This is a genomic window from Lysinibacillus sp. CTST325 (assembly GCF_054665055.1).
The window spans coordinates 176,904-189,745 of the sequence record NZ_BAAFHO010000006.1 but is presented as its reverse complement, the minus strand read 5'-3'; the positions used below and the strand labels follow the sequence as shown (position 1 = coordinate 189,745).

Annotated in this window: 12 protein-coding genes; 11 read left to right on the top strand and 1 reads right to left on the bottom strand. The window is 37.7% G+C overall.

The genetic code is table 11. The annotated features are described in order from the left end of the window. The first annotated feature begins 3 nt into the window (after positions 1–3). The 6 genes from ACYQ73_RS15930 (at position 4) to ACYQ73_RS15905 (ending at position 4,641) form a co-directional block, all read left to right on the top strand. Entirely contained in the window at positions 4–936 is a 933-nt protein-coding gene (locus ACYQ73_RS15930) for a diacylglycerol/lipid kinase family protein (protein WP_460013393.1), read from the top strand. 111 nt (positions 937–1,047) lie between these two features. Further along, a complete protein-coding gene (gene trmB / locus ACYQ73_RS15925; protein WP_460013392.1) occupies positions 1,048–1,695 on the top strand; it encodes a tRNA (guanosine(46)-N7)-methyltransferase TrmB in 648 nt (215 codons plus the stop codon). Between the two features lie 11 nt (positions 1,696–1,706). Then, positions 1,707–2,570, top strand: coding sequence for a YtnP family quorum-quenching lactonase (locus ACYQ73_RS15920; protein WP_460013391.1), 864 nt, complete (start codon positions 1,707–1,709; stop codon positions 2,568–2,570). A 157-nt stretch (positions 2,571–2,727) separates the two neighbouring features. Then, on the top strand, positions 2,728–2,991 hold the full coding sequence (locus tag ACYQ73_RS15915) for a hypothetical protein (protein WP_460013390.1): 264 nt from the start codon (positions 2,728–2,730) through the stop codon (positions 2,989–2,991). A 140-nt stretch (positions 2,992–3,131) separates the two neighbouring features. Next, a complete protein-coding gene (locus ACYQ73_RS15910) occupies positions 3,132–4,358 on the top strand; it encodes a carboxylate--amine ligase (protein WP_460013389.1) in 1,227 nt (408 codons plus the stop codon). Positions 4,359–4,500: 142 nt separating this feature from the next. After that, entirely contained in the window at positions 4,501–4,641 is a 141-nt protein-coding gene (locus ACYQ73_RS15905; RefSeq protein WP_460013388.1) for a hypothetical protein, read from the top strand. 90 nt (positions 4,642–4,731) lie between these two features. Here the strand turns inward: ACYQ73_RS15905 and ACYQ73_RS15900 are convergent, their stop codons facing one another. After that, complete coding sequence (locus tag ACYQ73_RS15900; protein WP_142508747.1) at positions 4,732–5,046, bottom strand: hypothetical protein; 315 nt, start codon at positions 5,044–5,046, stop codon at positions 4,732–4,734. 283 nt (positions 5,047–5,329) lie between these two features. Between ACYQ73_RS15900 and ACYQ73_RS15895 the strand changes: the two genes are divergently transcribed. The 5 genes from ACYQ73_RS15895 to ACYQ73_RS15875 all read left to right on the top strand — a co-directional run bounded on the left by ACYQ73_RS15895 (position 5,330) and on the right by ACYQ73_RS15875 (position 12,741). Then, positions 5,330–6,406, top strand: coding sequence for a M42 family metallopeptidase (locus ACYQ73_RS15895; protein WP_460013387.1), 1,077 nt, complete (start codon positions 5,330–5,332; stop codon positions 6,404–6,406). 75 nt (positions 6,407–6,481) lie between these two features. After that, a complete protein-coding gene (locus tag ACYQ73_RS15890) occupies positions 6,482–7,003 on the top strand; it encodes a DUF84 family protein (protein ID WP_460013386.1) in 522 nt (173 codons plus the stop codon). A 540-nt stretch (positions 7,004–7,543) separates the two neighbouring features. Continuing rightward, positions 7,544–8,368: a DUF1444 domain-containing protein gene (locus tag ACYQ73_RS15885; protein ID WP_248716915.1), complete on the top strand. Its 825-nt coding sequence runs from the start codon at positions 7,544–7,546 to the stop codon at positions 8,366–8,368. Continuing rightward, the gene (gene ytpR / locus ACYQ73_RS15880; RefSeq protein ID WP_460013385.1) at positions 8,365–8,979 is read left to right on the top strand and encodes a YtpR family tRNA-binding protein; all 615 of its coding nucleotides are present in this window, start codon (positions 8,365–8,367) and stop codon (positions 8,977–8,979) included. Before ACYQ73_RS15885 ends, ytpR begins: the two co-directional genes overlap by 4 nt. 396 nt (positions 8,980–9,375) lie before the next feature. Next, entirely contained in the window at positions 9,376–12,741 is a 3,366-nt protein-coding gene (locus tag ACYQ73_RS15875) for a DNA translocase FtsK (protein ID WP_460013384.1), read from the top strand. The last annotated feature ends 101 nt before the right edge of the window (positions 12,742–12,842 follow it).

Below are 12,842 nucleotides of genomic sequence, written 5' to 3'. Positions count from 1 at the left end.
TGAATGCAAGTATTATTTATTGTGAATGAAGCAGCAGGGCACGGCAAAGGTAAGAAAGTTTGGCATCACCTTCAACAACAATTAACAATGAACTATGAAGTCGCTTTTACAGAATATGAGGGGCATGGACAGGAACTTGCAAAAAATTGGGCGCAAAATGCTCAAACCAAAAAATTAATTGTTATTGTTGGCGGTGACGGCACAATACATGAGATTGTTAGTGGCGTTGTACATAATAAATTTATAGTTATTGGTGTAGTCCGTGCTGGTTCCGGGAATGATTTCGCCCGATACTTTACTACATTTCAAAATGCTTTTCAAATTGAAAGCTATATACAAAATGATATGGCTAATCTCCCAATGGATGTTGGTGTCGTTCAATTTGGAGAGCAACAGCACGAAATATTTGTCAATAATGCTGGTGTGGGCTTCGATGCATTTGTCACAAAACGGATTAATAAATCCCGTTTGAAGCTTTACCTCAATAAAATCGGGCTCGGCAAGCTATCCTATGCTGCGGCTGTTGTAAGAGGGCTATTTAGCTTTAGATGTTTTGATGTAACTATTCGTACAAACAATCAAGAATGGCAATTTAAGCAGGCATGGTTTGTTGCGATGAGCAATCAACCTTATTTCGGAGGGGGTATGAAAATTTCCCCATCCTCTAAACCTGATGATGGACTAGTCGAAATAACAATCGTTCACGGTATTTCACGCCTTAAATTGCTACTAGTTTTTGGCACGGTTTTTTTTGAAAAGCATACAAAATTTAAAGAGGTTACTTTTTTAAAAGGCAATCAATTTAATATTTTCGTGCAAGCAAATAACGTTGATTGTCATACGGATGGTAACTATATTGGAGAAATTAGAGAGGGAACGAGGATTCATTGTACAGTGCAATGTGATGCTTGGCAGGTTATATCAGAGAAGCATTGAAAATGGCCCATCACTAAAATATCATTTCGCAATAATTTCATGCGAATTTTATGGTTATACGTTATACTATAAAAAATCAATAATTTCATGAGAAAGAAATGAGGAAAAAAATTGAGATTAAGAAATAAGCCTTGGGCGGAGGAAATGATTACGAGTCATCCAGAGGTGATTGTTCCAAATCCTGAAGACTTTAAAGGAAATTGGCAGGCTGTTTTCAGAAATGACAACCCACTACATATTGAAGTAGGTACTGGGAAAGGGCAATTTGTCACAGGTATGGCCTTACAAAATCCGGATATAAATTATATTGGCATTGAGCTTTATGACAGTGTCATTGTTTGTGCATTGGAAAAAATTATAGAGGCTAAATCTCCAGCGAATTTACGACTATTAAAAGTAAATGGCGCAGATTTAAATAAATTTTTTACAAAAAATGATGTAGATCGTGTGTATCTGAATTTCTCAGATCCTTGGCCAAAAACGCGCCATGCTAAGCGACGTTTAACGCACGGGGATTTTTTGAAATTATATGAGTCGATTTTAGTGGATGAGGGGGAAATCCATTTTAAAACGGACAACCGTGGTTTGTTTGAGTATTCATTAATGAGTATGTCTGAATATGGTATGTTACTAAAGTATGTATCACTCGACCTACATGCGAATATGCCTGAGGATAATGTTATGACTGAATATGAGGAGAAATTTTCTGCTAAAGGACAGCCAATTTATCGTCTAGAATCGCAATTCTTTACTAAATAGGGGGAGTATGGATGGATAAGTTAAAGTTTCATAATATGTCATTATCATGGCTAAACGGGGGTGTCACTTGCCTTGATGGCGGTGCTATGTTTGGCGTTGTACCAAAACCACTTTGGTCACGCAAATATCCGGTCAACGAAAAAAATCAAATCGAGCTACCAACCGAGCCGATTTTAATTCAATATGGTGGCAAAAACTATCTTGTTGATACTGGTGTTGGCTTTAACAAATTAAATGAAAAACAGCTACGAAACTTTGGAGTAACTGAGGAATCAACATTAGCGGCTAGCTTACAAGAACTGGGGTTAACAACAGCTGATATAGATGCAGTATTAATGACGCATCTACATTTTGACCACGCTGGAGGTTTAACGCAATGGGAAGATGATGTCCTTGTACCAACATTCCCGAATGCCAAAATCTTCGTAACGAAAATCGAATGGGATGAAATGCGTGAGCCAAATGTTCGCTCGAAAAATACGTATTGGAAAGAAAACTGGGAGCCAGTTCAGCACTTAATAGAAACGTATGAAGGTACGTTAGAGGTAGCTCCGGGTATTGAGATGATCCATACAGGTGGTCATAGTGATGGACATGCCATTATAAAATTAACTCAAAATGGCGAGGTATTATTGCATATGGCAGATATTATGCCAACACATGCACACCAAAATCCATTATGGGTTTTAGCATATGACGATTATCCAATGACGAGTGTCTATGCGAAGGAACGTATAATGAAAGAAGCACTTGCGAATGGCTACGGCTTTATCTTCTACCATGATGCGTATTATCGCATGATTAAATGGGATGAAACAGGTAAAGAAATTGTAGATAAGCTAGAACGTAGCAGACAAGCTGTTATTACATTCTAATTAATAGAACGTGTGAACCTTTTGTGTTCGCACGTTTTTTTCATCGTGTTGAAAACTATTGCGTCAACAAAATTCCGGTAATTAAATAAAGTATTGCTCTTTGGCAAAACTAGGGTTTGATTTCCGTTCCGACTGGGCGCTTTCCTGGGGGCGTCCGATGAGCCGCTTCACTCGCGTTGCTCGCTCCAGGGTCTCGGGCCAACACGATGTTGGTCACGAAGGCGTTATCACAGGACGTGATGGTTTTATCCTTCGCTCCCCTATCGCTAATCCCCGAGGAGTCGCCCAGTCTCCACTCCAATCAAACGCTTCACATAGTATGTATCTCCGACATGTCACTCTAACTTATAGCGATAAAACGGCACTTCAGCAATTGATGTTTAGGCAAACGTATGCCATGCATATAAATTATTGGAGTTAAACTGTCGGAACGAAACCAGACCTTATGGTGAAGAGCTTAATTATCTTTACCCCATTTTTTTGACACTTTTTTCGTGAACATCTTGGAAAGTATGATACACTAAAATCTATACTAAAACACAAAAGAGAGTTGAAATATACATGGCAACTGAGCAACCATTTTTACCAGTATTACTAGGATCAGATATGAATGCATATGGTATGGCACGTGCATTTTATGAGGCATATGGTATTAAACCACTTGTATTAGGACGTTCACATTTAACGGCAACGCAAGACAGTCATATCATAAATTTCGAAGAGATTGATCGCTTAAATGAACAGGATGTATTTGCACCTGCACTTGCAAAGGTCGCCAAAAAATATTCTGATAAAAAACTACTGTTGTTAGCTTGTGGAGATGATTATGCAAAGCTTATTATCAAAAATAAGCCAGCATTGCAGGAGCATTTTACAGTACCATACATTGATGAATCACTTATGGATGAAATTTTATTAAAAGAAAATTTCTATAAAATGTGTGATAAGTACGATTTTAAATATCCAGGGACGACGACTGTAACAGCAGACAATTTCGAAAACTTTACACCACCATTTGATTACCCAATTATTTTAAAGGCATCGAACTCGGTGGAATATTGGGCATGTAAATTCCCAGGTAAGAAAAAAGTTTTCGTTGCGAATGATGAAGCGGAAAAAACAGCTATTTTAAAAGCAATCTATAGCTCAACTTATCAGGATACAATGATTATTCAAGAATTCATTCCAGGTGATGATTCGTATATGCGTGTATTAAATGCGTATGTAGGGAAAGATGGCAAAGTGAAGCTAATGTGTCTAGGAAACCCAATCTTAGAAGAGCATTCACCTGAAGGAATCGGTAGTTATGCAGCAATTGTTACAACATACGATAAAGAATTAATGGATCAAGTTCGTTCCTTCTTAGAGGATATCGGTTATACAGGCTTTGCTAACTTCGATATGAAATACGATATGCGTGACAAACAGTATAAGTTGTTTGAAATTAACTTACGTAATGGTCGCTCTAGTTATTATGTAACAGCAAGTGGTCATAATTTAATGAAATATGTAGCTGATGACCATATGTTAAATATTGAACAGGAAGTAACTTATGTTCAGGACAAGCATTTATGGATGATCATTCCTAAGGGTGTTCTATTTAAATATGCATCAAATGAAAAGCTTAAGCTAGAAGCGAAAAAATTAATTCGTGAAGGGAAATATACAAATTCTCTTTACTTTAATCAAGATATGAATGCGAAACGTTGGGTGAAGCTAACGTTAAATAACTTAAATTATTATCGAAAATATAAAAAATACTTCAACAATAAAGGATTGTCTGAGTAAAACAAAGAAACCATCTCAACTAACTGAGATGGTTTTTTCAAGTTGTTGAAAAACTATAAGACCCTATTAAATAAAGTATGGCTCTTCGGCAAAGCGAGAGGTTGATTTTCGTTCCGACTGGGCGCTTTCCTGGGGGCGTCCGATGAGCCGCTTGGGCCAACAGGATGTTGGTCACGAAGGCGTTATCACAGGATGTGATGCTCTTAGCCTTCGTTCCTCTATCGCTGATCCCCAAGGAGTCGTCCAGTCTCCACTCCAATCAACCACATTACTTAGTAAATAAAATAACTCCGTACAAAAAAGCCGTCTCAAATAAATGAGATGGCTTCTTGTGTAAGGTTCTATAATTTTTTTCACATATTGCTGAGTAAGGTTAAACTTCTTGTAGCTCTACTACAACGCCTGAGCGAGCGTCAGCAGCAAATTCAAATGTTTGCATTTCGCCCTCATTCATACGAGAGATACCTCCACGATATACAGGAATAGTCATAATACCGTTTGAGAAATTATCTGTTTTCATAAAAATCCAAGAACCGTCAATCGGTGAATCTTTTTTAAATTCCTTTTTTATGTTTTCGAGTACTTGTCCTGCAGGTACATACGGAGAAACCTTTTCACTTGCTTCTTTAACAATGACTGCGGCAGCTAGGCCAGTAGCAACACCAATTAAAAAATCACGTAATTTCATGCTTTTTTCCTCCTTTTTCTATAGCTCCATTTTAACATAGCATACAGAGTGAATGCACGTTCACACTTTAGCACTTTTTAGGAAATGTATCAATATTTCGAACTTGGAAATTGCACGGGTGTCTCGCCTTTGCACATAGCAAATTTGGGGTAAACTTTGAGGATGAATTACGCTCTCCTTTATCTAGCTACTCATTGAAAAATGGGAGTTTTCTGCTGAAATTAGATAAATATGTTATAATGGCAAGGAAGAATATTCTACTTCGTGGGGAGAGAGAGTCATCATGAATGAGGAAACACTACAATTATTTAAAACACTAACAGAATTACCAGGCGCGCCGGGTAATGAACATGCGGTACGTGCGTTCATGCGTTCTGAGTTGGGAAAGTACTCGGATGAGATCGTTCAGGATAATTTAGGGGGTATTTTTGGTGTGAAGCATAGTGAAGTTGCTGATGCACCAAAAGTGTTAGTTGCTGGTCATATGGATGAAGTGGCATTCATGGTTACTTCTATTACTGATAACGGGATGATCCGCTTTCAAACATTAGGTGGCTGGTGGAACCAGGTTATGCTAGCGCAACGAGTTGAAGTATTTACTAAAAATGGTGCGATTCCTGGCGTAATTTCATCAATACCACCACATTTATTAACAGATGCTGAACGTTCTAAACCGATGGAAATTAAAAATATGCTAATAGATGTTGGCGCGGACAATAAAGAAGATGCAATTGCACTTGGCGTTCGTCCAGGTCAATCAATTATCCCTGTCTGCCCATTTACGCCAATGGCGAATCCGAAAAAAATTATGGCCAAAGCTTGGGATAACCGTTATGGTTGTGGATTGGCGATTGAATTGATGAAAGAAGTAAAAGGTGAAAAATTAGCCTCGCATTTATATTCAGGTGCCAATGTAATGGAAGAAGTTGGTCTGCGAGGTGCTCAAGTGTCCGCCAATATGATTAAACCTGATTTATTCTTTGCTCTAGATGCTTCACCTGCAAATGATATGTCAGGAGAAAAAAATCAATTTGGTCAGCTTGGAAAAGGGACATTATTACGTATTCTTGACCGTACGATGGTTACACATAGAGGCATACGTGAGTTCATCTTAGATACTGCGGAAACGAATCATATCCCTTATCAATATTTTGTATCACAAGGTGGTACGGATGCAGGACGTGTGCATACGGCAAATGACGGTGTTCCTAGTGCAGTAATTGGTGTTTGCTCACGCTATATTCATACATCTGCTTCAATTATTCATATTGATGACTATGCAGCTGCAAAAGCTTTAATTGTGGAACTAGTGAAAAAAGCAGATCGTTCGACATTAGCAACTATTCACGCTAATGTGTAAAGTGATTCCGCCGAAAGAAGTTAAAAGATGCCTTTAGGGGCATCTTTTTCTATGCAAAGAAAGAGGGATTAGAAAATGAACATAACTATTGGGACAACAAACAAAGCGAAAACAGAAGCAGTTGAAGTGATAGCTAGAAAATATTTTGATAAACCAAATTTCACCTACGTTAAGGCTGCTTCGCAAGTATCTGATCAACCGATGACTCATGAAGAAACACGGTTGGGAGCAATAAACCGTTCGAAAAACGCAATCAAAGAGACGGGTGCCCAATTATCGTTCGGACTAGAGGGCGGAGTGACTGAAATAGATGGTGTTATGTACGTTTGTAACTGGGGAGCACTTACAGTATCAAATGGCACAACTTATACAGCTGCTGGCGCACAAATTATATTACCAGAAGAAATTGCCCAGGAAATAAGAGCTGGGAAGGAACTTGGACCTGTAATGGAGCACTATACACAACGCCGAGATATCCGACAAGGTGCGGGAGCTGTAGGTGTTTTCACACAAGGGTTAGTAAGTCGTCAGATGATGTTTGAACATATAGTTTCGCTTCTTATTGGCCAATATTTATTCACATTAGTACATGACTAGTTTCTTTGATTAGAGATAATGGAATAGTGAAGTTGCAACTATGAAATAATTTTTTTAAAATAGAAAAATATAAGATAATTTACATGAGATGACGAAATTCGTTCATTCGGTTAAGATTAAGTAATAGGGTAGTTTTGAACAGAACGGTTCACAAATATGTGAGCCGTTTTCTCTTCATTTAACTTCTTTCAGCAATTATTTTCTGAAGCGACAGCAACACGGTTTTATCTGTGCGAAAGCGAAGCGACAGCAACAACACTAGACTGTGTGTCCAACATCTTGCTGTTGACGCTACGCTTTCGCACAAAAACATTTGTGGGCCCTAAGCCGATTCCAGACGCAATTATGCCGAGGCATAATTGATTATATTAAGCTACAATAGACTTTTACCTCTATTGTTGATGAACTGAATAAAGATATAATTCATTTTCGAAGGGTACCCAGTTTATAAACGTCACAACCTGTGACAATTTATTTCTGCGCGACAGCAGTAATTACGCCAAAAATATAAATTAATTTAGACGAAAGGGGATGAGCTAGGTGAAACAAATTAAATCAGAACAACTTGTGACCCTATTAAAACAACATTTGAATGAGGAAAAGTTTGATTTTGAATTTGATAAAAAGCACGATAAATTACGCCTAAACCATAAAAAAATTGGTAAAGGGATGGAGCTATCTCTACCAGGTATTTTAGCAAAATATAATGACAAGCAAGGGGCTGCAATCGATGAAGTTGTTTATACAATCGAGCAAACCTTTAATGCTATGGAGCAAGAAATGGAACAAGGATTCCAAGCTATTACAAAAATTTATCCCGTTATTCGCGCAACATCTTACCCTAAAGCCTCGAAGGAAGGGCATGCATTCATTACTACTGAACATACAGCTGAAACACGTATTTTTTATGCGCTTGATTTAGGAAAAACCTATCGTTTTATTGATGAATCCATGTTAGAGGTACTACAATTAACAGTAGAGCAAATTCGTGAAATGGCACGATTTTCCGTAAAGCAACTGCCAACAGTTTATAAAAAAGATGAAGTTGCGGGGAATATTTTCTATTTTGTTAATGCTAATGATGGCTACGATGCAAGTCGTATTTTAAATGAAAGTTTTTTGAAAGAGATGCAGACTAACATTGAAGGTGACATGACGTTATCTGTGCCACATCAGGATGTATTAATAGTAGGTGATATTCGTAATGAAACAGGGTATGATGTATTAGCGCAGATGACGATGCATTTCTTCGCTGTCGGTACTGTACCGATTACGTCATTATCTTTTATTTATGAAGACGGGGAGCTAGAACCGATCTTTATATTAGCAAAAAACAGAGTTAAAAAGGAGCAAGAGAAACAATGAATGTATTTTACAACAAAGAGCATGTAGGAGATGTATTGCTAGTACAATTAGCAACAGAATCAATCGTGAAGACAGAGATAGAACGTGCGGGTGATATCGCTATATTAAAGGAAGCTCAAACGGGAGAAATTAAAGCATTTAATTTATTTAACGCCAGCAACTATATTCAAACTGATGCAAAAGGTCTAGTTGAAATTACTCCAGAATTAGTAGCACAACTAGAGGCAGCTATATCGAAAAATGGAGCTGTAATCAGCCTTGATGTAGATTTTTCTCCAAAGTTTGTTGTAGGCTATGTAGAAACAAAGGACAAGCATCCAAATGCTGATAAATTAAGTATTTGTTCTGTAAACGTAGGTGAAGAAACATTACAAATAGTATGTGGTGCACCAAATGTGGAAGCAGGTCAAAAGGTTGTTGTAGCAAAAATTGGTGCAGTAATGCCTTCTGGAATGCTTATTAAAGAAGGTAATCTACGTGGTGTTGAATCATACGGTATGTTATGTTCAGCACGCGAGTTAGCAATACCAAATGCACCTTCTGAAAAAGGAATTTTAGTATTACCGGAAGATGCGAAAACTGGTAGTGCGTTTGAGGCACCAACTAGATAAAGCCTTCGGGAGCACTGTTTAGCTGCGCGACAGCTACAATTTGCTAAGTGAAAATTGATTATATGTACTTAAAATCGTTATGCTACTATTATGCTAGTAACATAACGATTTTTTTATCTAGAATGAGCCTCTTAATGCAAGTTTCTATTACATTTTTATGGTATGCTTTTTGTTATAGACATTTAACTTCTTTCAGCAAGTATTTTCTGTAGCGAAAGCGAAGCGACAGCAACAGCAACGACTGAGTGACCAACATCCTGCTGCTGCCGCTGCGTTAACACTACGCTTTCGCGCAAAAAACATCTGTTGGCTAAAAGCCTCTGGAAGTAATTATGCCGAGGCATAATTGATTTAGTTAATGCTATAAATGAAGTGTAAGAGAAATGAGTGAACAATGTGAATTGGTTAAAAAAACAAATGAATAAATTTTTAAATAAAGATGACAATGATTACGAATATGAAGAGTTTTATGATGACTATGAAGAAGAACAATCTCAGCAGTTGCATTCATATAAAGAAACAACTGTAGCAAAGCAAAAAACTTTTCGTTTTCCGTTAATTGAGGATGAGGAATTTTCTGCTTCACCATCAACACCACCATCAAAAGAAGCATTCAATCAAATGGATGATGCTTACTCCGGACAAATTGAAAATTTATCGCTACCGAGGCATTTAAATAATCATATTGTGGATTCGAGTGTTTACGATATTGAGGTTTCAGGTATTCGAGATTTATTAGCAAATCGGACGAAGAGAACTGGTAGAACGACGATTACACGAAGTCAGCCGGAACAGGAGAATCGTTCAAAAGCAAGTCTTGTTTTTCGAGATGCGCAAAATGAAATACCTACGTCACCTAAAGTTACGAATTCTCAATTAGAAAAAGCAGATGAAAGTGTTTTACTCGAAAATCGTAAGCGTTTTGTACCAAGTGATGTTCCGTCACCAGTCTATGGTTTTTCTAAGCCAAGCCCAATTGAGCAATTATTAGAGAAACGGAAGGAAGAGCACGACAAGAAAGAGTTAGAAATACCTACAGCTTCTATGTCTTTAAAAGAAGCGACAACAAAAGAGGCTATTGAAAATATACTAGAAGAAAAAGAGCCCATTAGTGCAATTCGGAAAGATGAATCAGAACAGCTTGAAATCACTGGGAAAATTGAAATACCTGCAAAGCAACCTATTACTTTTGAAGATAAATTAACAGACGAAACAAATCATCATAGTGATAAAACGACGACTGAATTACCGGTACCGCAAACAACTTCTTTTGCCGTAGAATTTGAAAATCAAGTGAAAGAAGCCGTGCAACATGATCTGAATATTGAACAACTTTCATCTGACCAATCAGAAATCCATGTAAAAGAAGTAGTTGTAGAACAAGTACAAATCGAAAATTCTACCATCCACATTGGTGAGGTTACAGTTGTCCAACCACCAATGAATGAAGATGATAAGCAAGATATGTTGCAAGAACAGTCTTTAGAAGAACAATCTTTAGAAGAGCAATCTGTAGAAAAGAAAGAAAAAAGTGGCATTCCATTTAATGTTTTAATGCTAAAAACTGATAAAGAGAAATGGAGAATCCAACAGCAATTTAAAAATATGAAGCCGACATCAACAATTGTTGAAATAAATCAAGAGGAACAGGAGCCTTCATCTGAGCTTATTAATTCGGAAGTAGAACATCCATTAGTGACATCCGAAAAAGAACAAATTCCACAATCTATAGATGTAGAGATTAGTGAGTTAGAGATGAACAATAAAACAACTCCGCAGTTGACGAAGGAAAACGAGGTTTCTATTGAAAATACTACTCCATCCGAAAAAGAACAAATTCCACAATCTATAGATGTAGAGATTAGTGAGTTAGAGATGGATAATAAAACAACTCCACAGTTGACGAAGGAAAACGAGGTTCCTATTGAAAATACTACTCCATCCGAAAAAGAACAAATTCCACAATCTATAGATGTAGAGATTAGCGAGTTAGAGATGGACAATAAAACAGCTACACAGTCGACGGAAGGCAATGAGGTTTCTATTCAAAATACTGTTCCATTCAATGCTGCAACAGAGAGTGTATCAGTCATTACAATGGCACCAGTCACATCAATGTCTAACGTTTCGACATTAGAAAAAACAGTGATTGATGTGGAGAGCTTCGACGAAATTTCAGCGACTACCGAAATGGAAGTAGAAACAGCTTCTGAACAGAGGCTTACTACCGAGATTATAGATATTCCTGTGGAGAATTCTATTGATATAGAGGAATATCAAGAGCAACCTTCCATATTAGATGAAACGTTAGTGGAAGATCAAATACAGGAAATACCTCGAAAACCTGTTCATGTATATCAAAAGCCAGTTGATGAGTTTTTAGAGCCACCTGAGGAAAAAACACAAGATACTGAGTGGATGGAGCAACAGGGAGATACATTGGTCGAAGCTTTGTCTTATTTCCAAGTCTCCGCTCAAATAGAATCCATTATGCAAGGACCTGCCGTGACACAATTTGAAATAACCGTGAGTCATGGTACTAAGGTTAGCAAAATCCGCAATCTATCAGATGATTTGAAGCTTGCATTGGCAGCGAAAGACATCCGCATCCAAGCACCGATTCCTGGGAAGAGCTCAATTGGCATTGAGATACCGAACCGTGTATCTCGCGCTGTTCGATTATCGGAAGTGACAAATAGTGCTTCTTTCCTCGAGTCAGATTCACCGTTAGAAGCAGCATTGGGTCTGGATTTAACAGGGAAGCCTGTAACCATTGATTTACGAAAAATGCCACATGGATTAATTGCCGGAGCTACAGGTTCTGGTAAATCGGTTTGTATCAATTCAATTTTGGTTAGTTTATTATATAAAGCTGCACCACATGAATTAAAGCTGATGCTTATCGATCCTAAAATGGTAGAATTAGCACCGTTTAATCATATTCCACATTTAGTGAGCCCGGTCATCACCGATGTTAAGGCTGCTACAGCTGCACTGAAATGGGCAGTGGAGGAAATGGAGCGTCGTTATCAGTTATTTGCACATGCGGGCGCACGTGATATTACACGTTATAATGCAATTGCGGATAAAAATAATGAACATAGCTTAAAATTACCGTATATTCTAATTGTCATTGATGAATTAGCAGATTTAATGATGATGTCTCCGGCAGATGTAGAGGAGGCGATTTGTCGTATTGCTCAAAAGGCACGTGCTTGTGGTATCCATTTAATTGTTGCAACTCAAAGACCTTCTGTTGACGTTATTACAGGGCTTATTAAATCAAATATTCCTACACGTATTGCTTTTGCGGTATCTTCACAAATCGACTCACGTACAATTTTAGATGCGCAAGGTGCAGAAAGATTGCTTGGACGAGGCGATATGTTATATTTAGGTAATGGTATGTCTGCTCCTGTACGTTTGCAAGGTACATTTGTGACAGATGATGAAATTGAAGCGATTATTGAGCATGTTCGGGAGCAAGGAGAGCCTGATTATATTTTCGATCAAGAGGAACTTTTAAAGAAGACAGAGGTTTCCGCTGAGCAAGATGAATTGTTCGAGGATGTATGTCGATTTGTCTATGAGCAGGGAGGAGCTTCTACTTCCTTAATTCAGCGCAAATATCATATTGGTTATAATCGTGCTGCTCGTTTAATCGATATGTTGGAATCGCACGGCTTTGTGTCTGAGGCACGTGGCAGTAAACCACGAGAAAGTTACATTACAGAAGAAGATTTAATTGCTATGTTTGAATAAGAATTACATTGTTTTCGTATAGATTATCTTATTCACGTCAAAATTAGTATTTTTAGAAAAGTTACACATTTATCCTTATGCATAAATAGTGCTATAATAGA

What these genes read in the sequence shown, in the direction of transcription:
- ACYQ73_RS15930 (WP_460013393.1), top strand. Translation starts at nt 4, where the DNA reads ATGCAAGTATTATTTATTGTGAATGAAGCAGCAGGGCACGGCAAAGGT.
- ACYQ73_RS15920 (WP_460013391.1), top strand. Translation starts at nt 1,707, where the DNA reads ATGGATAAGTTAAAGTTTCATAATATGTCATTATCATGGCTAAACGGG.
- ACYQ73_RS15915 (WP_460013390.1), top strand. Translation starts at nt 2,728, where the DNA reads ATGAGCCGCTTCACTCGCGTTGCTCGCTCCAGGGTCTCGGGCCAACAC.
- ACYQ73_RS15910 (WP_460013389.1), top strand. Translation starts at nt 3,132, where the DNA reads ATGGCAACTGAGCAACCATTTTTACCAGTATTACTAGGATCAGATATG.
- ACYQ73_RS15905 (WP_460013388.1), top strand. Translation starts at nt 4,501, where the DNA reads ATGAGCCGCTTGGGCCAACAGGATGTTGGTCACGAAGGCGTTATCACA.
- ACYQ73_RS15900 (WP_142508747.1), bottom strand. Translation starts at nt 5,046, where the DNA reads ATGAAATTACGTGATTTTTTAATTGGTGTTGCTACTGGCCTAGCTGCC.
- ACYQ73_RS15895 (WP_460013387.1), top strand. Translation starts at nt 5,330, where the DNA reads ATGAATGAGGAAACACTACAATTATTTAAAACACTAACAGAATTACCA.
- ACYQ73_RS15890 (WP_460013386.1), top strand. Translation starts at nt 6,482, where the DNA reads ATGAACATAACTATTGGGACAACAAACAAAGCGAAAACAGAAGCAGTT.
- ytpR (WP_460013385.1), top strand. Translation starts at nt 8,365, where the DNA reads ATGAATGTATTTTACAACAAAGAGCATGTAGGAGATGTATTGCTAGTA.